Below are 25,873 nucleotides of genomic sequence, written 5' to 3'. Positions count from 1 at the left end.
TCGGGGAGGGGGAGGTTGCCGTCATGGTGACTCCGGGGGCATCGATGGAGCGGGGACAGGGCAGCCACGGGGAGCTGTACGTTGGACAGGGTTGCTTGTCCGGCGTACAACAGTCAATAGGTCGACGCCTGCCATAACACTGCGTAGCGCCCCCGCGACACCGCCTCTTTATTCTTGTCCCGCGTACAATGCATACTGGCCGGTGTACATGGCCGGGGTTGTTCCCTTCCTCGTCCCGCCCGATCCAGGAGCCCAGCATGCGCCCAGCCACCTCGCCGCCCCGTACGGCTATGCGGCCCGACGGCAGCCGACTGATCAAGTTCTACTTCGGTGAGGATCTCCCCTCCGTCAGCCACGGGCGTGGGGTGTTCGTTTACGACACCGACGGGCGCAGGTACCTCGACGGGTGCTCCGGGGCGGTGACCGCGAACCTGGGGCATGCCGACCCGGAGATCATGCGGGCCATGAGCGAGCAGGCGGAACGGATCACCTTCGCGCACCGCGGCTCGTTCCACAGCGAGCAGTCGGAACGCCTGGCCGACCGGCTCAGCGAGATGACGGGTTACCCGTACGTCTTTCTCTGCAACAGCGGGTCGGAGGCCGTGGAGACCGCGCTGCGGCTGACCCTGCAGTACTGGCGGGAGCGAGGTGAGCCCGAGCGGGCGCGGTTCGTCTCGCACGCGGTGAGCTACCACGGCGCCACCCTCGGCGGGTTGTCGCTGTCCGGCCATCCGCAGCGCCGCTGGGCCGCCGAAGCACTGCTGCACGGCTTCAACGAGCTCACCCCGCCCTATGCCTACCGGTACGCCCAGGGCCGCGACGACGCGTCGTTCACCGCGCTCCTCACCGAGCGGGCGGCCCAGGTGCTGGACTCCCACGGCCCCACCGCGGCCGGCGTGGTGGTCGAGCCCGTCGGCGGCGCGGCCGGCGGCGCCATCACACCGCCCGACGGCTACCTGCCCGCACTGGCCGGCCTGTGCCGCGAGCGCGGGCTGCCGCTGATCGCCGACGAGATCATGACCGGCATGGGCCGCACCGGCACCATGCTCGCCGCGCAGCACTGGGACGTACACCCCGACATGGTCGTCCTGGGCAAGGGGATGGGCGCCGGATACGCGCCCGTGTCGGCGGTGCTGGTCAGCGAGCACTTCATCGACACCATCGCCGCCGGGACCGCGTCCGTCACCAACGGGCACACCTACGGCGGCAACCCGCTCGGCAGCGCGGTCGCCCTTGCCGTCCTGGAGGCCATCGAGTCCAGGGATCTGGTGGCCAAGGCATCGGTGCGCGGCAAGCAACTGCGCGCGGGGCTTGAGGACCTGGCCCGGCGGCACGAGATCATCGGCGAGGTCCGCGGACTCGGTCTGCTCCAGGGGCTCGAACTGGTCGGCGACCGTGTGACCAGGAGCCCCGGCGAGCCTGTCGGCTCTCTGACCCGCGCGGTCGTGCTCGCCGCCCGTGACCAGGGGCTGCTCGTCTACCCGGCGACCGGCGGGGTCAACGACGCCGTCCTGGTAGCCCCTCCCCTGACCACAACCCCCGAGGAGATCGATCTGCTGCTCGAACTCCTCGACGCCGCACTGACTACCCTGAGCGGGAAGAGGGCCCCCACCGCATGACGACACTGCCTGCCGACCGTCCACGCCCGGCCCGCGACACCGCCGGGCTGCGGCCCCTGCTCGCCGAGTACCGCGCCCGCACCCCCGGATCGGCGAGCGCCTTCCGTCGGGCCGCCGCGGTGCTGCCTGGAGGCGAGACCCGGTTCGTCACCTACTACCCGCCGTACCCGGTCATCCTCGCCGAAGGCCATGGCTCGCGGCTGACCGACGTCGACGGCACCGAGTACCTGGACCTGGTCAACAACTACACCTCGCTCATCCACGGCAACGCCTACCCACCGGCCATGACGGCCGCCGCGGCGGTACTGACATCAGGCGCGGTCTTCCCCAGCCCGCACGAACTCCAGGTGGAACTCGCGGAGTTGCTCGCCGCCCGCCTCCCGTCGGTGCAGCGGGTACGGTTCACCAACTCCGGGACCGAGGCATCGGTCCTGGCCGCGCGACTCGCCCAGCGCGCCACCGGGCGCGGGCGGCTGCTGCTGTTCGACGGCGCCTACCACGGCAGCGCACCCCCGCTGCTGCCCGACGGCGCCGAAGTCGTCACCGTCCCCTACAACGACGTCGACGCCGCACGAGAGGCGCTCACCGAGGACGTCGCCGCGGTGTTCGCCGAGCCCTTCCTGGGCGCTGGCGGCGTGATCCCGGGCCGCCCGGACTTTCTGCGGTCCGTCGCCGACCTGGCCCGGGCGCGCGGGGCCCTGTTCGTCCTGGACGAGGTGCAGTCGCTGCGCAACGCAGTCGGCGGCGAGCAGACCCGGCTCGGACTCCGCCCAGACCTGACCGTGATGGGCAAGGTCATCGGAGGGGGCATGCCGATCGGCGCGATCGGCGGAAGCGAGGAACTGCTGAGACTGACCGCCGCGAGTACCGACCGCGGCCTCGCGCACTCCGGCACCTTCAACGGCCACCTCACCGCCGCGGCCGCCGGTACCGTCACCCTCCGGCACCTCGACGCCCCCGCGATCGGCCGCCTGGACCGGGCCGCACGCCGCCTCGCCGACGCCATCACCACAGCGGCGGCCGGGGCCGGAATCCCGGCCACGGTGACCCGCGCCGGATCCATCCTCAACGTGCACTTCACCCCGACCGCGCCGGTCGACGCCGAACAGGCCCGCAGGGCCGCCGCCACCCCCCTGCTCAGCGCCCTGCACCTGGCGCTGCTCCTCGACGGCGTCTACACGACTCCGCGAGGAATGATCAACCTGTCGACCGCGCTGGACACGAACGACCTCGACCGCGCCGCACAGGCGTACGCCCACGCCTTCCAGCGGCTCGCGGAGGCGGAGGTCACCCCATGAACGAGCCCGAGCTGTTGCGTGAACCGGCTCCCGATGTGCGCCGCGCCACCGCGATCGGTGACTACCTCACCTGGCTGGAGCGCACCCGGGATCTTGCCTTCACCGGCTACCACGACCTGCACCACTGGTCGGTCACGGACCTCGAAGGCTTCTGGTCGTCGATCTGGGACCACTTCGACGTCCGTACGCACACTCGCTACGACCGGGTACTCGGCCGACGGGACATGCCCGGCGCCGAATGGTTTCCCGGCGCAACGCTCAACTATGCCGAGCACGCCCTACGGCCGGCGGGAGCCGCGCCCGACGACGCGGCGGTGCTGGCGCGTTCGCAGACCCGCGGACCCATGGAGCTGACCTGGCGGCAACTGGCCGACCAGGTTGCCCGCGCCCGCGCCGGTCTGCGCCGCCTCGGTGTCGGAAGGGGGGACCGCGTCGTCGCCTACCTGCCGAACATCCCCGAAACCCTCGTGGCGTTCCTGGCGACCGCGAGCCTGGGTGCCATCTGGGCAAGCTGCGCACCGGAATTCGGCGCCCGCGGCGTCATCGACCGGTTCGCTCAGATCGAGCCCACCATCCTTCTGGCCACCGCCGGATACCGCTACGGCGTGAAGGACATCGACCGACGCGACGAACTCGCCGCGATCCGCGCCGGTTTGCCCACCCTGCGCCACACCGTCCACGTACCGTACGGGCCCGGGGAACTCACCGACACGGTCGCCTGGGCGGACCTGCTCGCCGCACCCGCCGACCCCGGCTTCGACCCCGTCCCCTTCGCCCACCCGCTGTGCGTGCTGTTCTCCTCCGGCACCACGGGCAAACCCAAACCGATAGTCCACGGCCACGGCGGGATCCTGCTGGAGCATCTGAAAAACCATTCCCTGAGCTGGGACCTCCGCCGCGGCGACCGCATCCTGTGGTTCACCACCACCGCGTGGATGATGTGGAACTCGCTGGTCTCCGGGCTGCTCGTGGGCGCCTCCATCGTGCTGATCGACGGCAACCCCCTGCACCCCGGCCTGGACTGGCAGTGGCGGCTGGCCGAGGAGACCGGTGCCACCCTCATGGGCGCCAGCCCCGGATTCCTGATGGCCTGCCGCAAGGAGGGCCTGACCCCCGCGCGGGACCACGACCTCTCCCGGCTGCGCCAGATCGGCGCTGCGGGAAGTCCGCTGCCACCCGAGGGATTCCACTGGGTGCGCGAGCAGTTCGGCCCCCGTGTGCTGCTCAACGTAGGCAGCGGCGGCACCGACGTGTGCACGGGAATCCTGCAGGGCGGCCCACTCCAGCCGGTCCGGGCGGGAGAGATCTCCGGCCCCTGCCTCGGCGTCGCTGCCACCGCGTACGACGAGCAGGGCAACGAGGTGACCGACGAGCTCGGCGAACTGGTCATCACCCGGCCCATGCCCTCGATGCCCGTCGGCTTCTGGGGCGACACTGACGGCTCCCGCTACCGGGCCGCCTACTTCGATACCTACCCCGGAGTGTGGCGACATGGGGACTGGGTGCGCTTCAGCGAGGCGACGGGCAGCTGCACGGTGGCCGGACGCTCCGACGCCACACTCAATCGCGGCGGGGTGCGCCTGGGAACGGCGGAGTTCTACCGCGTCGTCGAAGAGCTGCCCGAAGTCGACGACAGCCTGGTCGTCCACCTGGAGGACCCCGCCGGCGGCCCCGGCGAACTGCTCCTTTTCGTCGTACCGCGCCACGGCGCCGAACTGGACGACGCTCTGCGACGACGGATCACGACAGCGCTGCGAGACGCCCTCTCCCCGCGCCATGTGCCCGACCGCATCACCGCCGTGCCGGTCGTCCCGCGGAACCGCACCGGCAAGAAACTCGAACTGCCCGCGAAGAAGATCCTGTTGGGAGCCGCTCCGGCCGACGTCGTGGACCGGGACAGCCTGGCCGAACCGACAGGGCTGGACACATTCACCGCTCTGGCCGCCCAGCGCTCCGCGCACTGACGCGACAGCCCACGGCGACCACCCGTACCGGGAGAACACAGCATGGAACTCACCACACTGGACGCCATTGGCTGTGAATGACTTCTCTGGCCCCATTGGAACGAGTCCTGTGGCCCCTGGGGCTTGATCGGGGTATGAGTGTTCGTCAGAAGTGGCCCCAGGGGCGGCCTTGCGGTGGGAGCATCAATGTGCTTCCGAGAGGCAGGGGGCCCGGATGGACGGCCCGAGATCCAAGGTCGAGCTCTTCGCGGCGATCCGCCGGGACTCGCGTACGGAAAAGTTGTCGATCCATGAACTCTCCCGCCGCTACGGGGTCCACCGACGGCTGATCCGCGAGGCTCTCACCTCTCCATGGCCGACCCCACGCAAGCCGTTCCCTCCGCGGCCATCGGTGATCGACCCCTACAAGCACCTGATCGACGCGATTCTGCGTTCCGACCTGGACGCCCCGCGCAAGCAGAGCCACACCGCCAAGCGGGTCTTCGACCGGCTGGTGGACGAGCACGGCATGGACAACGTCTCCTACGGCCGGGTCCGCGACTACATCAGGCGCCGCAAGCCCGAGATCTGGGTCGAAGAGGGCCGCGGACCGCCCAGCGTGTTCATCCCGCAGACCCACCGGCCCGGCGAAAAGGCCGAGGTCGACTTCGGCGACGTCTACATCACCCTGAACGGCGTACGCACCCTGTGCTACCTGTTCGTCTTCCGGCTCTCCTTCTCCGGAAAGGCCATCCACCGCATCTTCATCTCGCAGGCCCAGGAAGCCTTCTTCGAGGGCCACCTCCATGCCTTCCAGGTGCTGGGAGGATTGCCGCGCGGAAAAGTCCGCTACGACAACCTCAGCTCTGCGGTCGCCCAGGTCCTCGGCTTCACCCGCGCCCGGGTGGAGACCGAGCGCTGGACCGCGTTCCGCTCCTGGGCCGGCCTGGAGGTCTTCTACTGCAAGCCGGGCATCGACGGCGCCCACGAGAAGGGCGGCGTCGAGGGCTAAGTCGGCCGATTCCGCCGCAACCACCTCGTTCCCGTCCCCGAAGTCGCCACCCTGGCCGAGCTCAACGCCCGGATCGACGCATGGGACCAGCAGGACGACCAGCGCCGGATCGGCGAGCGCCCACGCACCGTCGGCGAGTACTTCGCCATCGAGAAACCCCTGCTTCAGCCGCTGCCCGAGGACCACTTCGAGACCGGCCGGCTGCTGACCCCACGGGTGGACCGCTGTGCGCAGATCACCGTGCGGATGAACCACTACTCGGTACCGGTGCGGCTGATCGGCCGCCAGGTCCGCGTCCTGCTACACGCCTCCGAGGTGGTGGTCTACGACGGCCGCACCGAAGTCGCCCGCCACGAACGCCTGGCCACCCGCGGCGGCAGCCGCCTGGACCTGGACCACTACCTGGAAGGACTCCTGCGCAAGCCCGGCGCGCTGCCCGGGGCCACCGCGCTGGACCAGGCCCGCGCGGCGGGGAAGTTCACCCCGGTGCACGACGCCTGGTGGGAAGCCACCAGCCGCGCGCACGGCGACGCGGCCGGCACCCGCGCGCTGATCGAAGTCCTGCTGCTGCACCGGCATATGAGCCACGACCACGTCGTCGCCGGGATCGCCGCCGCCCTGCGGGCTGGGGCTGTGACCTCGGACGCGGTCGCCCTGGAAGCACGCCGGGCCGCCGAACACGAGGCCCCGAGCCAGGCCAGCCCGGACACGGCACTCGGCCGGATCGCCTCTCCGGTGGTGTCGCTGACCGCGCGCCGGCTGGCCGCGCTCCCGCCGGACCCGCGTCCGCTTCCGTCGGTGGCCGCCTACGACCAACTCCTGCGTCACACCCGCCCATCGTCCGGGCGTCCCACCAGCTGAGGGAGTTCCCGCTATGAGCGTCACCCGTCACCGCGGCCTGACCGAACCGGCTGCCGATGCCGCCATCGACGCGGCCTGCCGCAACCTGCGGCTGCCCACGATGCGCGGCCAGTTCTGCGAGCTCGCCGACGCCGCGGCCCGCGACCAGATGACCTACCGCGGGTTCCTGGCCGAGCTGCTGATGGCCGAATGCGACGACCGCAACCGCCGTCGTTCCGAGCGCCGGATCAAAGCCGCAGGCTTCCCCCGCGAGAAGGCACTGCGCACCTTCGAGTTCGACGCGAACCCCGCCATCGACCCCGCCGCCATCCATACCCTGGCCTCCTGCGAATGGGTCCGCAAAGGACTGCCGCTGTGTCTGATCGGCGACTCAGGCACCGGCAAATCACACCTGTTGATCGCGTTGGGCACCGAGGCCGCGATGGCCGGGTTCCGGGTCAAGTACGTCCTGGCCACCAAGCTCGTCAACGAACTTGTGGAGGCCGCCGACGAGAAGGTACTGACCAAGACCATCGCCCGCTACGGACGGGTCGATCTTCTCTGTATTGATGAGCTGGGCTATATGGAGCTGGACCGGCGCGGCGCCGAACTGCTGTTCCAGGTTCTGACCGAGCGCGAGGAAAAGAACAGCATGGCGATCGCCTCCAATGAGTCGTTCTCCTCGTGGACCAAGACCTTCACCGATCCCCGGCTCTGCGCGGCTATCGTGGACCGCCTCACCTTCGGCGGCAACATCATCGAGACCGGCAGCGACTCCTATCGGCTCGCCCACACCAAAGCCCGCCAACAGGCCACCGCAGCCTCCTGAACAGACCGGGCTCGGTCCTCGGCGGGGCGAGCGGCCTATTCGCCGGCACCCCGAGGCCATGGCAGCATGACCGGCTTGAGCCGAGTGAGCCGCTGGTGTCGCAGCAGTGGTTGAGACAGCATGCGGCGCATGGACTGGATGCCTCTGCTCTCCACGCTGACAGGTGCCGCTATCGGCATCGCCGCCACCCTGATCGCCGATCGCAACAGGTGGCGGCGCGAGGAAGCACGACACGCTCTGGAAGTGCGGCGCGCCGTGTACACCGAGTACGCCTCCGCCCTCAAAGACGCGGGGGAAGAGATACGGGCTGTCGCCCTGGGCGATCACATGTCCGAGTCAGCGCGTGATGCGGCGGTGCGCGAAGCCTTCCGTGGGACCGGATTGCACACGGCAAGCGAGCAGCTCTGGCTCGTGGGTCCGCCGCTCGTTGTTGCGGCCGGGAACGAGGCGTTTCACAGCCTGCGTCGGATGCGCGACGCCTATGCCCGCGGGGTGGCCGTCGGCTCCGCCGAGGACCGAGCCTTCATCCAACAGCGCCGCACGGCCATGGCTGAGATGCGCCGCCGCATGCGTGAGGATCTGGGCATCGGACCCCTCGGGATCGAATGACCACCGGCCGGAGAAGATGTCAGGAATTGCGCCGACCGCAAGCAGTCACCAGTGCAGGCCGTCGGCCTGGCACCCAGAAAGTGAGCCGCGCACGGCTCTCACGGACTCAGGTGGGGCCAATCAACTCGTTCACAGCAGGCCCCGAAGATCGCTAATCGGGGCCAGAAGACTCGTTCCTCTGGGGCCAGAGGACTCGTTCGAAGCCAAGCCATCGATGTCCACGTCCACGTCGAACAGGACGCCCACGGCTGCTACTCACTCGACGACGAGCTCATGGACGCCTCGGCGTCCTACTTCAAATCTTCCGAGAACCGCACGCCCACCCTCACCCAAATCGCCGAGCACTACCGCGCAAGGCGCATGGCCGCAGTCGTGTTCACGGTCGACGCCACCGCCGCAACCGGCCATCCGGCCCTCTCCAGCGAGGAGATCGCCGACCAGGCCGCCGAACATCCCGACGTACTCATCCCCTTCGGATCGGTTCCACCCCAGCCTGCAGGCCTTCCAGCCCAATGATGTCCGTCACTACCCGCTCTACGAAGCCCTCGCCGAACTCGGCGTCCCCGCCCTGTTCCACACCGGACAGACCGGCATAGGCGCCGGTCTGCCCGGCGGGCGAGGCATCAAGCTGCGCCACTCCGACCCGATGCTCCTCGACGACGTCGCCGCCGACTTCCCCGACCTGACCATCGTCATGGCACATCCCTCGGTGCCCTGGCAGGACGCCGCGATCTCCATCGCCACCCACAAGGCCAACGTCTACATCGACCTGTCGGGCTGGTCACCGAAGTACTTCCCGCCCCAGCTCATACGCGCCGCCGACAGCTTCCTCAAACACAAGGTGCTGTTCGGCTCGGACTTCCCCGTTGTCACTCCCGACCGCTGGATGGCCGACTTCACCGGGCTGGCGATCAAGGACGACGTACGACCCTTGATCCTCAAGGACAACGCGGCACGGGTACTGGGCTGGGAGTAGTAGCGGAGGCGGCCCGGCCAGTTCGGTGACGACGATGTCGGCCCGTTCGATCTTCGAGGAAGTCCTGTTTCGGTCCAGCACGGCCGGTGTCCGCGCAGGCGTGCCGTCGCCGTCGAGGACGGGCGAGTGGCCCGCGGCGGCGATCCGTTCCCGGTCGAGCGCGACGGTCGCCCGTTTCACGCCGCGGTGCGGCACCAGCCTTCGAAACTGGGCGCCGAGGTAGGTGCCCTTCATCCGGGCGGCGCTTGAACCGGCCATGTACAAAGCGGTCTTGAGCCAGGTGTCGCCGTGGCGGGGTCGGCCCGTACCGCGACCATCTGCGTCGGCGTCGCGCCGAGGAGCCCGGCGTGCCGGTCAAGCACCTCTTTGAAGCTCCCCCTTGATCGTGGACACCCGCTCTGGCCCGACCGGGCCACCGCCCGCGCCGAGGCCACCGCTGGTCCCGCTGCGGGCAGTCACTCGTGGCGGTGAGGCCGAGGAGGGCTAGCGTGACAGCGCACGATCGATGCGTTCGAGCGCCTCAGTCAGCACCTTCCGGGGGCAGCCGACGTTGAGTCGGACGTACCCCTCTCCTCCGGGGCCGTAGACCCGGCCGTCGTAGAGATTGACAGCCGCACGGTCGACAAGGAACTGGTGCAGCCCGCCCACACGAGCGTCAAGCTCACGAGCCTCCAGCCAGACCAGGAACGATGCGTCGGGCGGCATCGGCGTGATCTCGGGCAGTCGCTCTTGGACGAACTCGTGCACGAAGGCCACGTTGCCCTTGAGATAGTCGGTCAGCCGGTCGAGCCACGGACCACCTGTCGTGTAGGCAGTCTCTAAGGCGAGACGACCGAAATAGTGCGCGTTGATCATGAACGATGCCCGCATGGCGTTCAGCAGTTCCGAACGCAGGGATGGATCGGCAACCGAGAGTGTGGCCGATGGCAGGCCGGCAAGGTTGAAGGTCTTCGTGGGGGCAGTGCAGATGAATGCTCGGCGGGCGGCGTCGCTGCTGATCGAGGCGTAGACGACGTGGGGCCGGCCGTTCAGTCGGATGTCGCAGTGAATCTCGTCGGAAATCACCAGAAGGTCGTAGCGCGCACAGATGTCGTTCACGGCGAGCAACTCGTCGGCCGTCCAGCTCCGGCCCGAGGGATTGTGGGGGTTGCAGAGCAATAGCACCTTCGCGCCGGATGCAGCCAGCTCGGCCAGGTTGTCGAGGTCGAACTCGTAGCGGTTGTCGATGAGCCGTAGCCGGTTCACGAGCAGCCGCCGGTGGTTACCGGTAATGGCCTCGAAGTTCGGCGAGTAGACCGGTGATTGGACGATCACCCCATCTCCGGGGGCGGTGAAGGTGCGCAAGATTGCTGCGACCGAGGACATGATCGCAGGGGCCGGGAGAAGCGTTTCCACCGGCGGTGTCCAGCCGTGCCTGACGGTGAACCAGTTCTGCACGATCTGGAAGTGTTCCGGGTCGCGCAGGGTGTAGCCGTAGATACCGTGGTCCGCAGCGGCGCGCAGGCGGTCGATGACGGTTTTCGGTGCCCGGAAGTCCATGTCGGCCGTCCATAGCGAAAGCAGATCCTCGCCCCGGACACGCGGTGAGAATTCGTCCCATTGGTTGGCCCATTTCGCTGACCCGAAAGTGGCGCGGTCGTACACCGTGTCAAAATCAGGGTCGGCACCGTGCTCTGCGGTGGCGGTAGGCATGGCTTTTGTTGGTCTGGTGGTCATGCGAAACCCTTCTCCCACTCCACGGGCGATACGGCAGTCCGGGTGGTCGTGGCTGCGGGGCGGATCCGTCAGCCACGACCACCGGCCGGGTACGGGCTCAGCCGTTCTGGCCGATGCCGGCTTTGATGAGTTCCGGGACGATCTTCTTGGCTTCGTCGAACGAGATCAGCACGATGGCGTCCGGGTGCTGGGCCTTCACCTTCTCCACCTCGGCCGTGTAGTTGGCTGCGTTCGCGTCGTAGAGGACAGAGGAGACGACTTTGCCGCCGGACTCCTCGTAGAAGGAGCGGACGTTCTTCGCCAATGCCTCTCCGTAGGCGTCCTGTCGGGCGACGATTGCGATGTTGCTGTGACCGTCCTCGCTGATGGTCTGGGCCATCACCTGCCCCTGCAGGACGTCGGAGGGGGCCGTGCGGAAGTACATGCCGTGGTCGGGGTAGGTGTCGAATGCGGTCGAGGTGTTTCCGGCCGATATCTGGACGACGCCGGCCCCGGTGATCTTGTCGATGACCGACAGCGACACCGAAGAGGAAGCGGCGCCGATGATGACGTCGGCGCCACCGCGGAGCAGTTTGTCGGTCTCGGACGGCGCGATGTTCGGCGACCCGTCACCGGAGTCGCCCTTCAGCTGCTTCACGTTTTTGCCCAGCACGCCCCCGGCCTTGTTGATTTCGTCAATGGCCAGGTCCACGCCGGCGAACTGCGGGGCGCCGAGGAAGGAGCTGTCCCCGGTGGCAGGGAGCAAGGTGCCGAACGTAAGGGCGCCGTCCCCCTTGGAAATTGGGCCGCTGACCTTCTGGTCGGCTCGGATGTTGCCTTGGTCCGGGGTGGTGCCGTTGACGTAGCCGACGTTCTTGTAGTTGTTGTCCTGCCCGAATTGGTAGATGCCGACGGTCGCCGCGGACGGGCTTCCTGTCGAGTTCATCTCGATGGGGCCGGAGGCGCCGTCGTAGTCGATGTCCGTTCCGTCGGCGAGTAGGTCGGCGCACTGCTTGAAGCTGGTGCATTTCGTCCCGTCCCTGGTGATGCCGATCTCCTTCTCGGCGATCGCCTTGCCGGAGTCGTTCTTGGCGGCGACCGCAGCCAGGGCAGAGAGGATCGTGGCGTCGTAGGCCTCCGGAGCGTAGGTGAAGTCCTTCACCTTGCTGTTGATCTTGAGGATCCTCTGCCGGAACTCGTCGCCGATCTTGCCGCCGGGCAGGGTGGCGCGCACACCGTTGAGAGTGCCGGGCTCGAAATCACCGGAGTAGTCGGCGGTGTTGCCGTCTACGAAGTAGAGCTGGGTGCCCGCCTTGACTGGCGGCTCACTGCCGGCTGCGGTGGGGGTGCTGTTGGAGCTGCAGGCGGCGGTTGCCAGCGCGGCGGAGGCCGAAACGGCGATACAGATGATGCGTCGCGGGAGCGACATGGGACCTCCAGGTGTGGGTGATGACTGGTGCGCTATTGGTGTGGTGCACGACCGTGCCGTGGCGGGTGTCAGGAGTGGACGCGAGGGGAGGATTCGACCGACACATATGTGTGGTCGTGGTCCTAGTTCCGCCTGCCGGCAGGTGTGCTGTCTGCCTGGGCGGCCTTGGCCAAGGTGCCGAGATAGAGCTCGATCACCCTGGGGTCACGGGCCAGCGACTGTCCGGACCCGGTGTAGGCGTTGCGTCCTTGGTCGAGGACGTACCCGCGGTCGCAGATCTGCAGGCAGCGGCGTGCGTTCTGCTCGACCATGACGACCGATACACCGGTGCGGTTGATGGCTCGGGTCTGGACGAACACCTCGTCCTGCATCACCGGGGACAGGCCCGCTGAGGGTTCGTCGAGCAACAACACGGAGGGTTCCATCATCAGAGCCCGGCCCATGGCCACCATCTGCCGCTCACCGCCTGACAATTGTCCGGCCCGTTGCTTGCGGCGCCGGCCCAGCGCAGGGAACAGATCGGTCACGAACGCAAACCGGGGGGCGAACTTCTTGGGGGCCTGATAGCACCCCATCTGCAGGTTTTCCTCGATGGTGAGCGAGGGGAAAATGTTGTTGGTTTGCGGTACGAAGCCGATCCCTTGGGTTACCAGTGCGTCGGCGCGCTGGTTCGTGACCTCCTCGCCCCGCAGGCGAACCGTCCCGGTGGTGACCTTGACCAGCCCGAAGAGTGCTTTGAGCAATGTCGACTTGCCGGCGCCGTTGGGTCCGATGATGCCGACCAACTCGCCGGGTTGGCAGTACAGATCGGCGCCATTCAGGATGTTGACTCCGGGGAGATACCCGGCGATCAGATTGTCGGCGCGAAGAGTTGCGCCCTCGGCCGCCTGCAGATGCCTTGTCCGAGCTGCCTCGTCGATCTTTGGAACGTTGGGGTCGGTTTCAGCCACGATCTCGCCCTGGTCGGTGACCTGGGAGTCCGATGGGCCGTGATGGGCAGAAGTCATCTCGGGACCTCCCGGTCGGCCCTCTGCTCGGCGTGGTCGTGCGCGTTCTCGACCTGGATTACGCGTTCGAGCTCGCTGATGTCGGTGTCGTGGTGAGCTCCGAGGTAGGCGTCGATGACACGTTCGTCGGACATGATGGATGTGGGGGGTCCCTCGGCGATCACCTTGCCCTGGGCCATGACGACCACCCAGTCGGAGATCTCTCGCACCATGTCCATGTCGTGTTCGACGAACAGGACGCTCATTCCCTGATCCCGCAGCGACTTCACATGCCCGAGCAGGGACTGCTTCAGCGCTGGGTTGACGCCGGCCATGGGTTCGTCGAGCATGACCAGCTTCGGTTCGACCATGAGCGCTCGCGCCATCTCGAGCAGCTTTCTCTGGCCGCCTGACAGGGATCCGGCGAAGTCTTCCTCCTTGGCGTCGAGCTTGAACCGCTTGAGCAGGTCCCGGGCCCGGTCGGTGATGTCTCGTTCCTGCGCCCGCCACAGGGCGGGGAGCGCGGCGGCCCACAAGCGCTCGCCACGCTGACCTGTGGCGCCCATCCGCATGTTCTCCAGAACTGTCAGTTTCGAGAGCACTCTGGTCAGCTGGAATGTCCGGACCATGCCGAGGCGTGCCACTTTGTAGGCTGCCTTGCCTTTGAGCGGTGTCCCGTCGAAGGACCAGGAACCGGCATCGGGCTGATCGAAGCCGGTGAGCAGGTTGAAGAACGTGGTCTTGCCTGCACCGTTGGGTCCGATCAAGGCGGTGATGACCCCACGTTGGATTTCGAGGTGTTCCACGTCGACCGCGGTGAGGCCTCCGAAGGTGCGGCGGATTCCGTTCACGACCACAACGGGGTCGGGTTTGGAAGCGCCAGGCTCATGCGGCACCGACTGCAAAGCGGTCCGGCACTCGCGCATCGACTTGTTCTCCCCGGCGCCGGGGTCGGGAACCCTTGGCTGGGACGTATCACCGGCAGCGGAGACGTCCTTGGGCGCGGTGCCCGAGGAGAGGTGGTCAGTGGGGAAGTTGTCAGTGGGGACGTTGTCAGTGGGCATCGAGCGCGATCTCCCTTCGATCACCGAAGATGCCTTGCGGCCGGTAGATCATCAGCAGCATCAGCGCCAATCCGACCAACATCAGGCGGATGGTTGATGCTTGGTCGGCGTTCATGAACCGCGCCACGACCGGGTAGCCCGCCAACTGCGTCAAGACCGATCCGAGGAACGACAGGATCGCCCAGAACATCACCGCGCCGACGACCGGACCAAGGATCCGAGCGGCGCCGCCGAGGATGAGCATGGTCAAGGCGATGAAGGTGAAGTCCAGGTTGAACGTGTCGGCCTGGACCGAAGCGGCCCCGAACGCGCCCACGAAACCTCCGGCGCATCCGACCACTCCACCGAGGATGAGGGCCTGGATCTTGTAGCCGTAGACGTTCTTGCCCAGAGAACGCATCGCATCCTCGTCTTCACGGATGCCCCGAAGAACCCTTCCCCACGGTGATCGCATCAGGGCCCAGGTGAGCAGACTGATCATGATGACCAGGCCCCAGCCGACCATGATTGTCCACAGCTCCTCCCGGCTGTAGGTCAGGAAGAAGCCGTCGTAGTTCGGCAGCGGGTTGAGGCTTCGGAACCCGGCGGTAAAGCCGGTCACACCGTCCTTGCCGTGAAAGTACGTTCGGAACGACGTCCCGAACACAAGTCGTAGGATCTCTGCCGCCGCGATGGTGACGATCGCCAGGTAATCCGCCCGAAGACGCAGGGTGGGAATACCCAATATCAGCGCCAACGCCACGGTGAAGGCGATCGCGAGCAGGATCGCAAGGACGGTGGGAATCCCGCTTGTCGCGATCGCCGCGCCCATGATGTAACCGCCTACCGACAAGAAGGCGGCCTGACCGAAGTTGACCAGCCCGGCGTAGCCGAACTGAATGTTCAAACCGATCGCAGCCAGGCAGAACGAGACGGCCAGATAGCCGAAGCCGTCGTGCAGTGCCCCCGTGAAGGCGCCGATGATGTCCATGTCCTCACCCGATCCTCTCGGCGCGGCCGAGCAGGCCTTGTGGTCGTACGAGCAGGACCAGCACCAGCAGAACCATCGCGCCTGCGAACTTGAGTTCCGATGGGATGACCAAGGTCGAGGTCTCCACGAACAGCCCGATGATGATCGAGCCGATCATCGCGCCCCACACTGATCCCAGACCTCCGACGCAGGTGGCGGCGAAGACCAACAGCAGTACCTGCGCTCCCAGTTGGTAGGTCACCGATTGGGAGAATCCCAAGAACGCCCCGCTCAGTCCCGCCAGCGCGGTGCCCACGATCCACACCGTGGCTATGACACGATCGACGTTGATCCCCGTCGCAGAGGCCAGGGCCGGATTGTCCGACACCGCGCGCGTGGCGCGACCGAGCCGGGTGTACTGCAAAGCAAGAGTGACCGCGACGAGCGCAAGCCCACTGATGGAGATGATGACAACATCCCGATCGGTATAGGTGAACAAGCCGAAGGCGTCTCGGCCGGCGGGCGTGACGTATTCGCGGTAGGTCAAGGCGCGGCCACCTGAGAAGTACTGGTAGAAGTTCCGGAGAAGGAACTGCAGACCGATCGAGACGATCATCATGGCGATCAGTCCCGTTCCGCGGCGTCTGAGTGGACTCCACAAACCCTTTTCGTTCAGGTAGCCGAACAGCGCCGACAGCGCTACCGCCACCGTCACCGCCACGACGATGGGCAGCCCTACGACTCGGTTGCCGAGATAGGTGGCGAATGCCCCGAAGGTCACCAGCTCGCCGTGGGAGAAGTTCGACAGTCCCGTCGTGCCGAACACCATGGACAGGCCAAGAGCCCCCAACGACAGCACCAGGCCGAACAGCAGGCCGTTGTAGAGCAGTTGGGGAACCTGGTCCCACACCGTCGACACTTGACGCGTATCGGGGCCGAGGGGGAAGTTGACGGTGATCGTGCTCAAGCTGCCCGTTGGCCGCAAGGTGTTCGACGCTCCGTCGCGGATCCGCACAGCATCGGGAAGCGTTTTGGTGTCCAATATGACGGTCAGCGTGCCCGAGTCACTGCCGGGCACAGTGATCGCGAACCGGCCTTGGTCGTTGCTGGCGCCCGTGTAGGTCTTCCCCGTACTGGTCTGGACACTGATCTTCACCCCAGCGACCGGTGCGTTGTTGTCGGCAGAGTTACGCAACGTTCCCTGCACGGTCCGATCACCAGCCGCGTACGTCGGAGCGCTCGCTGCCACGACGCCGAGCAGGGCGATCGCAAGCATGACCGCTCCCCGCAGTAGCGACAGGCGAGCAGGATGGCGGCGCACGCGCCAACGTGCACGGGGTGGTGTCATGGCCTCTCCGAAGTCGGCATGGCGGGATATCTGATCGGCGGGCTGCGGGCGCCGGGCGGGCCGGCAGGCAGCGACGACAGCGCGGGAAGACCGAGGGACCGATACCAATGCGCCGCGGGCTGCGTCGGCCGTAGCGCGGATCTCGGGGTGGCTGATTCTCGAGGTTCTGGAATGCTAGACGCCCCTCCATTGGCCGGTCCAGTCGTCGTTATCGATGCGCACTCATCGATATTTTCGACCAATCACCGGGAAGAAGCCGTATCCAGTGCTGTGACCGCGTAGGTTCGCCGGGTCGGTGGTCGTGGCGGCGGTTGATATGCGGTGACGTCCATTCGACTGGTGGGGGTGCGGTGGCTGCGCCTGTCCGTGTACGCAGACTGACCGGCCAGGAGGGGCAGAAGCTGCAGCGGATCGTGCGCCGCGTAGCACGAGTTCGGTGGGTTACCGCGCGATGATGCTGCTGGACCCGGCGGGCGGGAACCGTGTTCCGATGATCGCCCAGCTGATGCAGGCCGACGAGAACATCGCGCGCGATGTGATCCACCGGTTCGCCTACGACGAATTCGGACCCCTTGGGATCCGGCCCACCGCCGGCTCGTGCTGGGCGAAGCAGGGCAGGCCCGACCGCCTGTCGGCGACCTACCGCCGCACCCACGGCGTCACCTACTTCCACGGCCACTACTCCGTGGGCGACGACTGGCCGTGGGGCGTCAACCGGCGCCGCAAGGGCTCCGTCAACACCCTGGCCGCGCTGAGGTCGATCCAAGCCGCCCGACCCGGCGGCGCCCCGTCTACATCATTCTGGACAACCTCTCCGCTCCTCACGGTCTCGTTGGACATGCCGCAAGACGAGGCAGTCTCGCGGTGCCTCAATGCGAGGCAGCACATGTATACGCGTACGATTGGTTATCTCAAGCGACGAATCGGTGGTCACGGGCGGCGATTGGTGCGTGATGTACGACCTTCACCGGCTTCGGTTGCTGCGCGAACTCAAGCACCGCGGCACCCTTGCAGCTGTGGCTTCGGCCCTCTCATACAGTCCTTCGACCATCTCTTCGCAGCTTTCGCAGCTGGAGGCCGAGGTTGGTGTCCCGCTCCTGGAACCAATGGGACGTCGGGTCCGTCTGACGCCCGCGGCGGAGATGCTGGTCGGGCATATCGAGGTGATCTTGGACCGGCTCGAGCAGGCTGAGGCCGATATCGCGCGGACTAAAACTGTGCTCGAGGGGGACTTGCGGATTGCAACCTTCCAGACTGCTGCTAAGACTCTGGTCCTACCTGCCGTAGAGCTGCTTCAGCGTGAGCATCCGCAGCTTCGCGTCCACGTGCATCAGGAGAACGAACGCACACCGCTGCGGGCACTTGTCGCGCACGAATTCGACCTGGTCCTCGCCGAGGAGTACCCGGGAGAGCCGCCGTGGGCTCTGACCGGCCTGCACACTCAGCTTCTCCTCGAGGATCCTCTTCTTCTTGCCACCCCACCGGACGGCGAGCCGGCGCAACTCGCAGCTCTCGCACACCTGCCTTGGGTCATGGAGCCCGAGGGCAATGCCGCCAGGCGCTGGGCCAACGCTGTCTGTCGCCAAGCCGGCTTTGAACCCCACGTTCGCTACCAGTCGACCGACCTCACCTTCCATGTGCGATTGATCGAAGCCGGGCAGGCGGTCGGATTCCTACCAAAACTTGCCTGGGGCGTCCACGCTCCTACGGTGACACTTTCCGAGCTGACGCCGCCGAACACTCGGCGCGTCCTCATCGCTACCCGCACTGGCAGCCACGATCACCCGGCAGTCGTTGCTGCCCGCGTCGCGCTCGACCGAATCAGCCGCAGCTCATGGGATCTGACCCGGAGTTGACGCCCGAGAGGGCTTCGCGTCGTCCCGCAGCCAGATCCGCGCCTTTTGCCTGACCGAGTCCGCGGCGTCTTCGGCACGCCTAGTACGGCTCACCCGATCGGGGTGCGTTGAACAGAGATCGCACCCAACACCATCAACAACACCCGTCTGAAGCCCAAGCGGCTGACCGAGCGCGGAATCCTGGTCGAGACCGAGCAAGGCTTGTTCACCCAGCCGCGGCTGTAGCCGCCCGGCGACGCCGCGGCCAGCCCGCTTGCCCCTCCCGGAAGAGCGAAACGGACATCAACTCACGTACCACCCTCTGACGACGGCGCTCCGACAACTTCGCCACGCAGTGACGCTTGGATCCAGTGAACAGGCCCTCAGGTGGTCGGTGTGCGGCAGCGGTACTTACCGCATAGGGGATCTTGTACGTCCTCGCCGTTGCAGAAGTCGGATAGGGGCGAGCTGCCCCAACGGGAGTGAATCGCTCGGCACACCGTTCATGACCACGGTGACGGCGGCCAGGTCCGCGACGTCCGAGGCCGCCCACGGGCACCCGGGGCAACGGCCACGCGGCTCGAGTTCTGTTGCCTCGCGAATGTCCGTCTTTTGTATCACCGGGCCCAGAACCGCCCGGGCTTGCGCCTGCCGCCATAGCCTAGGAACTCGTCACGGCACGCACTTGAACCACAGCGGCGTCCGGATAGAACATGTGCGCCACACGAAGGCGTCGGAACAGCGAACACGAGGTGGAACGACCGAAGATGAACAGCACTGGAGCGGAGACCGGCGGGGCGCGTGGGGCGTTCGCCGTGGATTCCACGGTCCCGGACGCCGCACCGCAAGGATTCGACGCCTTCCATCGCGGATGGCAGTCGCAGGTCGGCGACGTCTTCTCCCTGCCGGCCTTCAGCCCGGACACGATCGCCGACTTCCGGCTCAAGGGACGCGTCGCCAGGGTGCGCGACGCAGTGATCTCCGATCTCCACGCCGCGTCGGCCACCCGGATCGCGGACCCCCCGGGCGGCGATCGGGATCTGGTGGAGATCCACATATTACGGCGCGGCTCATGGATGTTGGGCCGCCCGCACGAGCGCGATGAATACACCGTATCGACCGGGCAGTTCCTCCTCCGGCACTTCGAGCGCCAGTATCCCTTCGAGATGGCGCCGCACACCACGGGGCAGTTCCTTTTCCTGCCCTCCGCGATGCTCAAACCTCTGCTGGGGAACAGGAGTATCACCGGGTCGGCGGACTCGGCCGAGATGCGCATGCTGACGGCCCACTCGAACATGATCCACGCAACCGTGGCCGATCTCGGCCCGGCCGGTGTGCACGCCGCCCACAGCACTCTGATCGAGCTGGCCAAGGCCGTGGCGGTGCGTCGCTTCGACGACGTGGAACCGCAACTGGCCCCCGCACTCACCCGCGCCGCGAAGGACCTCGCCAACAGCCACCTCCCGGATCCCGAACTGTCCCCGGCGATGCTGGCACGCGAACTCAACATCTCCGTACGCACCCTGCAGCGCGCGTTCGCCACGGTGGGAGAGTCGGTGACCACCTACATCCGCCACCGGCGGCTGGAAGAAGCCCGGCTCGCCCTCACCGCGCCATCCGGCCGATGGAGCATCTCCGAACTGGCCGCCCACTGGCAGTTCGCCGACAGCAGCCACTTCATCCGCGCCTTCAAGAAACACTACGGCCAAACGCCCACCGAGTACGCCCGCTCGACCGGGGCAGCCGCACGCTGAACCGACCTGAAGCAGGTTCTGACGCATGAACTGACCAATGACGCGGGGACGTTGACCGTGTGCGCCACGACGTGGGTGAGAACATCGGCCGCATGGACGCGCCCACCCTGAGCGTGCCCGGCGCCGTACACCTGGCGAGGCGAGCGCCTTCTCACGGTTGCCGTAGTCGAGCCAGCCCCTGGCCGCGTCCATGTACCAGCGCCCAGCCCGCACGGGTTCGACGTCCGCGGGCAGAGTGGTGGACTGGGTGAGGAGTACAACCTCGGGTCCATCGTGCCGTTCGACGGCCGCACGACGAGTCGCTCCCGAGCAGACCCGCAACCATCCCCAGGTGCGGGAAGTCGTGCTGACGCTGATTCAGTTGGAGCGCTACAGCAAGCAATCGCTGTCGGGGTTCGCCTCCTGGATCGGCGTCACCTGACGACGTATCACAAACCGTGAAACTCGCAGCGCGCGCACCACAGCAGCATGAAGAGCTCGGGCCCCGGCGAGGTGATGGCCTCCCGGGGCGCGGCCCACGCTGCTGAGGAACGCCGACACCATGAAACGTACAACCACATGTCCGTGCGGAGTGGACGAAGGCCGGGGGGCGCTGCGGCCGTGCAGCCTGACCACCCCACCGGGCAACGTTCCCGGTCACAGCATCAGCCGACGTTGAAATCGAGATTGGTCACATACCAGGCGTCGGCGATCTTGGTGGACTCCACCTTAACGTCCAACTGCCCTGACTCCAAGCCGGTGGAGTGAGACAGGATGATCTTGTCGAGAGTCTGTCCGTCGACGGTGACCTTGTCGGCGGGGACCATCGCCTTGTCGCCGGTGACCGGGACTGTGGCGACTTCCACCTTCGGGTTGTTCGTGGGCGGCTCGGGCATGAACGACGTACGGAACTTCCCAATGTTGTCCTGCATTTGCCGCACCTCAGGCGCATTGCTGTTGCACCTCGACGGGGTGCCGGCTCGCGCGGGCGACGAATCGGCGGCGGGTTCGCCCATCAGCAGGCACGCCTGCTTCGGCTGCCCCTTGATGACCGCGGTGACCCACGCGGCAACCGCCCCCTCGGCTGTGGACTGGCGGACGGCCGAGGGCTGCGCCGCCGCCGAACCATCCTGCTGCTCCCTCTTCTTCGCCTTCTCCGAGTCGGCTGTGGTCGAGCTGCTTGCGGCCGGCTCCTTGTCCGCGGCGGAGCCCGTATCGTTCGAGCACCCCGTGACACCCGCGACCATCGCCGCCAACGCGCCCCCGGCGATCCAGCCGACGGTCCTCTTCCTGTGGCTCACTAACACCGTTCCGGCAGTCCTTCCTCTAGACACACATATGCCTCGATGGCACCCCGAGGCATCTCTCGTCGAGATACCGCATCGACCATGGAGACGGAATGGGCGGCCAAACGGTTCGTCGTTTGGAGCGTTGATATGCGCGCCGGTCCTCACTCACAGCGGACTGGCGTCGCGTCGCATCCTGAACGGTGACCTCGTCAGCCTGCACCGTTGTCACACACCCTCGGCCATCCCCCGATCGGTGGCCAGACCGAAGAAACTCAGTGAGCGGGGCGGGGCAGTACAGCAAGGGCTGTGCAGGCTATATCGGTCAGCGTCTCCTCGCTCGCTCCGGCCTTGCCCAGCGCTTCAATGGCGCGCAGTACGGCGAGCACCAGCGCGGCCAGCTTTCCCGGATCCGCGTCCGCGGCAATATCGCCATTGCGCTGACAGGCTGAGATGTCGCCCTCCAGCAGCGCCAGCAGCGCCTGCAGCGCCTCGATGGCCGCGCGCGCCCGCTTGGCCACCGTCTCGTCGTGTTCGGCTAGCTCGGCGGCGCCCTTGGCCAACAGACATCCGCGGTGGACGGTGTCTGCGGCAGTCGCCGCCACCGCGTACACGTGGGCGGACAGTCGCGCGTAGGCGTCCGGGTCGTTGCCGCGCAGCTGTCGGCTCACAGCATCGACGACGGAGCCGCAGTAATCGTCGAACACGCGGTGGAACAGTTCCTGCTTTCCGCAGAACGCGCCGTACAGGCTGCCTTTGCCGAGCCCCGTTGCCTCGGCGATGTCTTGAGGAGTGCGCGCGTCATGACGGAAGTACTCGCAGGCAAGGTGGCGGTGGTCACCGGAGCCAACAGCGGCATTGGGCTTGCCATCGCCAGGCGGTTCGCCGCGGAGGGGGCGCGGGTGTTCCTGGTCGGTCGCCGTCAGGAGCCGCTCGACGCGGCCGTCGTTGAGATCGGGCCGGCGGCCACCGGTGTGAGGACCGACGTTGCGGTACAGACGGACCTCGATGACCTTTACTCGGTCGTGCGCGAGGAGGCGGGCCGCATCGGCGTGCTTGTCGCCAACGCCGGCAGCGCTGTCCCTCAGCATCTCGGTGAGATCACAGAGGAAGCCATCGCCGCCACCTTCGGTACGAACGTGAAGGGCACGATCTTCACCGTACAGAAGGCGCTGCCCCTGCTGTCGGACGGCGCCTCGATCGTAGTGACAGGATCGACCAGCGCCCTCCGCCCCGCACCGAGCCTGGAAATCTACGGCGCCTCGAAGGCAGCGGTGCGCAACCTGGTGCCCAGCTGGGCGCTCAGCGCCCAGGAACGGAAGTTCCGGGTGAACTTGCTGAGCCCCGGCCCGACCGAGTCCCCGGGCCTGATCGGCGCCGTAGGCCCGGACCACCAGCTCGCCTCGGAACTACTGCTCGGCAGGATCGGCAGCCCGGATGAGATCGCCGCCGTGGCGACGTTCCTGGCCTCGGACGCTTCCAGCTTCGTCAACGGCGTCGACTGATTCGTCGACCGAGGCCCGGCCCAGGTCTGACTGCGCCCCTCGTACGGTGGGCATACCGGGCACCCTGGTTCACCGGACGGCCTTTCTCATGGGGCCTGACGGCTTGCCCACATCCCGTGTTGACCAGGTGGGAGGGTTGGCGGCAGCACCTTGTGCCCGCCAACCCGCCCGTGGGCGGGGCGTTACGGCCCCAGCGGCTCGCCTGCGCCGAACTCCAGCCCGGTACTGGCTCGAAGGACGGCACCGACAAGGCGGTCTGCAAACGCCAGGACATCCCCATCCTGGCCGACCTCGCCCGCGTTTCGCGAGCGCATCCGCATGGAAGCTGCTGCCTTGTTCGACGCCGGCCTACCCAACGCCAAGATCGCAAAGCGGTTACGAGTGAGCGTGAGCGTTCGGTCGATGCAGCGGTGGCTCCAGGCCTGGGAACATCTCGGCCCGAGGGCGGCCTGCGCTCGCAGGGGTCAGCGTCGCATCCCGAACTGAGCGTTCCCTCTTCGCCGTATTGGAGGACGAGTTGGCCAAGGGGCCGCGTGTCCATCGTGGTTCTGAACGCGCACCGCCACCGCCCCCACACCCTCATCCACCCAGCCCATGGACAGCTTGACAACTCCATGCTCTACATCCCGCTGAGGGCCATCATCAGGGCACCGACGGACAGCAGCGTGCCGACGACATAAGCGGCGCCACCGGCCGCCATCGCCTGCGTACCCGTCAAATATCGGCGCGTCACCAGATAGACCACAAGCCCGACCGCGAAACCGAGTAACGCATGGAAAAGCGTCAACAGCCAGCCGACGCCCACGGCCACGGCAACGCACCCGACGGCCAGCAGCGCTCCCGACGGGCTGAGGTCACGCCGGACGAGCGGGTACGTCACAGCGCCGGTGACTATCGCTATGACCACGGTAAGAATGGCAAGAAAATAGAAAGCACTCACGTCGGACCTCTCGCTCAACGCTGACATTTCTTAGGGTATGGGCCGTACTCGCCGATCGGCAGGTATGGGTCGCTGAACTCCCTCTCCTGGTCTGTCAGTTGCACTCGCGTCACACAGAAACATCTACCGGTTCGGGTACCGACGCGAGGGTGACTCCCGCAGATTGAGAAGCACCGGCGGAAGGTACCTCTTGCCGGTGCCGCGCCGGGCTCCTCGGTGGCGAGGGCGACGATCGCATCCGTGCCCTTCGTGTCAGTTTGGGGGCCGCTGTGACCGTTGAGGTCGGTCGCGGTGCAGCCGGGGTCGGCGGCGTTGACGCGGATGCCCTTGAGCCCCTTGGCGTACTGCGTGGTCAGCATCGTCAACGCCGCCTTCGAGGAGGTGTACAGCGGTGCTATGACGCGCGGCTCCGGCCGGGCCGGGGTCGTGGGTGAGGGCGAGGGAGCCCATGCCGCTGCTGACGTTGACGATCACAGGGTCGTCCGAGCGGCGCAGCAGCGGCAGGAACGCGGTGGTGGTGCGGACGCTGGGATCGCCGACGGGGCCGTGCACACCAGCATTGTTGTCCAACCACAATGCCGACCTCACACGGCGAGGAACACCGTCGAGCGCCTGATCAACAAGCTCAAAGCCTGGCGAGGTATCGCCACGGGCCACCACAAGGCCCCGGACAGCTACCTCGCCGGCCTCCACCTGCGCGCCTCGATGACCTGGACCAAAGACCTCACCCGGACCACTCATTGGTTGCAACGGTGTGCCTGGCGGTCGGCCGGTGGCCGGTGGGGTCGGGATCGGAGTCGGTGTCGGTGTCGGTGTCAGCGGTCAGCCGCCCTGGTCGAGCGGGCGTACTCGGTGGGCGTTTGGCCGTAGTGTTTCTTGAAGGCGCGGATGAAGTGGCTGCTGTCGGCGAACTGCCAGTGGGCGGCCAGTTCGGAGATGCTCCATCGGCCGGATGGCGCGGTGAGGGCGAGCCGGGCTTCTTCCAGCCGCCGGTGGCGGATGTAGGTGGTCACCGACTCTCCCACCGTGGCGAACGCGCGCTGCAGGGTGCGTACGGAGATGTTGAGTTCGCGTGCCAGCATCGCCGGGGACAGTTCGGGATCCGGGAGGTGGTTGTTGGCGAGGTCCTTCGCGGCGCGGGTGAGTGCGGGGGCCAGTTGCGGTTCCACGTCGTCGAAGCGACGCACTGCCACGGCCTTGGCCAGTTCGATCAGGGTGCTGTGGGCGGCGTGCACACCGGCCGGGCCGAGCTCGGCCACGGTTGCGTGGATCATGTTCGAGTGGGCGGTGAACAGGCGCACCTCGGCCGAGTCCGCCGACCCGATGACGGTGCGGTTCCCGAGCAGGGGTTTGAGCATCGCGGAGGGCAGGAAGAAGAACTGCGCCGTGGTGTGCGGCGCCGTCTCGAAGGGATATTGGCGCTCGAAGTGCCGAAGGAGGAACTGCCCGGCCGTTACGGTGTGCTCCCCGCGATCGTGCGGGCGGCCCAACATCCATGCGCCGCGCCGTACTACGTACATCCGCACCAGATCCTCAACGCCGCCTGGGTCGTCCGTGGTCCGGCCGGTCGACGCGTTGTGGAAATCACCGATCGCCGCGTCGCGCACCCTGGCGACGCGTCCCTTGAACCGGAAGTCGGCGATCGTGGCCGGGCTGAAGGTCGGCACCATGAAGGCGTTGCCGATCTGCGTCTGCCAGCCGCGACGGAAGGCGTCGAATCCTCGCGGTGCGGCGCCCGGGACCGTGGAATCCACGGCGAACGCCCCCCGCGCCCCGTCGGTCTCCGATGCAGTGCTGTTCATCTTCGGTCGATCCACCTCGTGTTCGCTGTTCCGACGCCTTCGTGTGGCGCATGTGTTCTGTCCGGACGCCACTGTGGTTCAAGTGCGTGCCGTGACGAGTTCCTAGGCTATGGCGGCAGGCGCAAGCCCGGGCGGTTCTGGGCCCGGTGATACAAAGGACGGACATTCGCGAAGC

The 25,873-nt window shown here is 67.0% G+C and carries 19 protein-coding genes and 4 pseudogenes; 12 read left to right on the top strand and 11 right to left on the bottom strand.

Annotated features, from left to right (window positions below):
• Positions 1–257 precede the first annotated feature (257 nt).
• The 7 genes and pseudogenes from G5C60_RS11805 (at position 258) to G5C60_RS11775 (ending at position 9,126) form a co-directional block, all read left to right on the top strand.
• Positions 258–1,619, top strand: a complete 1,362-nt coding sequence (locus G5C60_RS11805; protein ID WP_165257861.1) for an aminotransferase class III-fold pyridoxal phosphate-dependent enzyme — start codon at positions 258–260, stop codon at positions 1,617–1,619.
• Positions 1,616–2,917: an aspartate aminotransferase family protein gene (locus G5C60_RS11800; RefSeq protein WP_165257858.1), complete on the top strand. Its 1,302-nt coding sequence runs from the start codon at positions 1,616–1,618 to the stop codon at positions 2,915–2,917. The genes G5C60_RS11805 and G5C60_RS11800 overlap by 4 nt, the downstream gene beginning before the upstream one ends.
• Entirely contained in the window at positions 2,914–4,881 is a 1,968-nt protein-coding gene (locus G5C60_RS11795; protein WP_165257856.1) for an acetoacetate--CoA ligase, read from the top strand. Before G5C60_RS11800 ends, G5C60_RS11795 begins: the two co-directional genes overlap by 4 nt.
• A 214-nt stretch (positions 4,882–5,095) precedes the next feature.
• A pseudogene (istA, locus tag G5C60_RS11790) lies at positions 5,096–6,733 on the top strand (IS21 family transposase).
• Between the two features lie 13 nt (positions 6,734–6,746).
• Positions 6,747–7,541 carry an IS21-like element helper ATPase IstB gene (istB, locus tag G5C60_RS11785; RefSeq protein ID WP_165257853.1) on the top strand — a complete coding sequence of 265 codons (795 nt, stop codon included), beginning with the start codon at positions 6,747–6,749 and terminating at the stop codon, positions 7,539–7,541.
• A 129-nt stretch (positions 7,542–7,670) separates the two neighbouring features.
• Complete coding sequence (locus tag G5C60_RS11780) at positions 7,671–8,150, top strand: hypothetical protein (protein ID WP_241266700.1); 480 nt, start codon at positions 7,671–7,673, stop codon at positions 8,148–8,150.
• A 147-nt stretch (positions 8,151–8,297) separates the two neighbouring features.
• Positions 8,298–9,126, top strand: a pseudogene (locus tag G5C60_RS11775) (amidohydrolase family protein).
• 483 nt (positions 9,127–9,609) lie between these two features.
• Here G5C60_RS11775 and G5C60_RS11770 read toward each other — a convergent pair.
• The 6 genes from G5C60_RS11770 to G5C60_RS11745 form a co-directional block, all read right to left on the bottom strand.
• Positions 9,610–10,842, bottom strand: a complete 1,233-nt coding sequence (locus tag G5C60_RS11770; RefSeq protein WP_165257850.1) for a MalY/PatB family protein — start codon at positions 10,840–10,842, stop codon at positions 9,610–9,612.
• A gap of 97 nt (positions 10,843–10,939) precedes the next feature.
• A complete protein-coding gene (locus tag G5C60_RS51045; RefSeq protein WP_206439380.1) occupies positions 10,940–12,250 on the bottom strand; it encodes an ABC transporter substrate-binding protein in 1,311 nt (436 codons plus the stop codon).
• Positions 12,251–12,372: 122 nt separating this feature from the next.
• Positions 12,373–13,257 carry an ABC transporter ATP-binding protein gene (locus G5C60_RS11760; RefSeq protein WP_165257847.1) on the bottom strand — a complete coding sequence of 295 codons (885 nt, stop codon included), beginning with the start codon at positions 13,255–13,257 and terminating at the stop codon, positions 12,373–12,375.
• Positions 13,254–14,162: an ABC transporter ATP-binding protein gene (locus G5C60_RS11755; RefSeq protein WP_206439379.1), complete on the bottom strand. Its 909-nt coding sequence runs from the start codon at positions 14,160–14,162 to the stop codon at positions 13,254–13,256. The genes G5C60_RS11760 and G5C60_RS11755 overlap by 4 nt, the downstream gene beginning before the upstream one ends.
• A gap of 127 nt (positions 14,163–14,289) precedes the next feature.
• Positions 14,290–15,270 (bottom strand): branched-chain amino acid ABC transporter permease, encoded by a 981-nt coding sequence (locus G5C60_RS11750; protein ID WP_165257840.1) that lies wholly within the window; start codon positions 15,268–15,270, stop codon positions 14,290–14,292.
• A 4-nt stretch (positions 15,271–15,274) separates the two neighbouring features.
• Entirely contained in the window at positions 15,275–16,525 is a 1,251-nt protein-coding gene (locus G5C60_RS11745) for a branched-chain amino acid ABC transporter permease (RefSeq protein ID WP_165257837.1), read from the bottom strand.
• 422 nt (positions 16,526–16,947) lie between these two features.
• Here G5C60_RS11745 and G5C60_RS51845 point away from each other — a divergent pair.
• The 3 genes and pseudogenes from G5C60_RS51845 to G5C60_RS51840 all read left to right on the top strand — a co-directional run.
• A pseudogene (locus G5C60_RS51845) lies at positions 16,948–17,425 on the top strand (IS630 family transposase); the annotation flags it as partial.
• A gap of 125 nt (positions 17,426–17,550) precedes the next feature.
• Positions 17,551–18,453 (top strand): LysR family transcriptional regulator, encoded by a 903-nt coding sequence (locus G5C60_RS11735; RefSeq protein ID WP_165257954.1) that lies wholly within the window; start codon positions 17,551–17,553, stop codon positions 18,451–18,453.
• A 746-nt stretch (positions 18,454–19,199) separates the two neighbouring features.
• On the top strand, positions 19,200–20,186 hold the full coding sequence (locus G5C60_RS51840; RefSeq protein ID WP_241266699.1) for a helix-turn-helix domain-containing protein: 987 nt from the start codon (positions 19,200–19,202) through the stop codon (positions 20,184–20,186).
• Between the two features lie 644 nt (positions 20,187–20,830).
• On the opposite strand, the gene G5C60_RS11720 is transcribed toward G5C60_RS51840, so the two are convergent.
• Positions 20,831–21,421 (bottom strand): hypothetical protein, encoded by a 591-nt coding sequence (locus G5C60_RS11720; protein ID WP_420907363.1) that lies wholly within the window; start codon positions 21,419–21,421, stop codon positions 20,831–20,833.
• 305 nt (positions 21,422–21,726) lie between these two features.
• Complete coding sequence (locus G5C60_RS11715; RefSeq protein ID WP_338145783.1) at positions 21,727–22,158, bottom strand: TetR family transcriptional regulator C-terminal domain-containing protein; 432 nt, start codon at positions 22,156–22,158, stop codon at positions 21,727–21,729.
• A gap of 96 nt (positions 22,159–22,254) precedes the next feature.
• Between G5C60_RS11715 and G5C60_RS11710 the strand changes: the two genes are divergently transcribed.
• Both G5C60_RS11710 and G5C60_RS53630 read left to right on the top strand, forming a co-directional pair.
• The gene (locus G5C60_RS11710; protein WP_165257947.1) at positions 22,255–22,956 is read left to right on the top strand and encodes an SDR family NAD(P)-dependent oxidoreductase; all 702 of its coding nucleotides are present in this window, start codon (positions 22,255–22,257) and stop codon (positions 22,954–22,956) included.
• Between the two features lie 318 nt (positions 22,957–23,274).
• Entirely contained in the window at positions 23,275–23,442 is a 168-nt protein-coding gene (locus tag G5C60_RS53630) for a hypothetical protein (protein ID WP_338145782.1), read from the top strand.
• Between the two features lie 133 nt (positions 23,443–23,575).
• Here the strand turns inward: G5C60_RS53630 and G5C60_RS11705 are convergent, their stop codons facing one another.
• The 3 genes and pseudogenes from G5C60_RS11705 to G5C60_RS51835 form a co-directional block, all read right to left on the bottom strand.
• The gene (locus G5C60_RS11705; RefSeq protein WP_165257835.1) at positions 23,576–23,863 is read right to left on the bottom strand and encodes a hypothetical protein; all 288 of its coding nucleotides are present in this window, start codon (positions 23,861–23,863) and stop codon (positions 23,576–23,578) included.
• A 221-nt stretch (positions 23,864–24,084) separates the two neighbouring features.
• A pseudogene (locus G5C60_RS11700) lies at positions 24,085–24,466 on the bottom strand (SDR family NAD(P)-dependent oxidoreductase); the annotation flags it as partial.
• Between the two features lie 245 nt (positions 24,467–24,711).
• Positions 24,712–25,698 (bottom strand): helix-turn-helix domain-containing protein, encoded by a 987-nt coding sequence (locus G5C60_RS51835; protein WP_241266698.1) that lies wholly within the window; start codon positions 25,696–25,698, stop codon positions 24,712–24,714.
• Positions 25,699–25,873: the final 175 nt, after the last annotated feature.

The sequence above is a fragment of the Streptomyces scabichelini genome (assembly GCF_011045015.1).
Classification (GTDB): Bacteria; Actinomycetota; Actinomycetes; order Streptomycetales; family Streptomycetaceae; genus Streptomyces; species Streptomyces scabichelini.
Note: the sequence above shows the minus strand (reverse complement) of the source record. Positions and strands in the feature narration are given on the sequence as shown.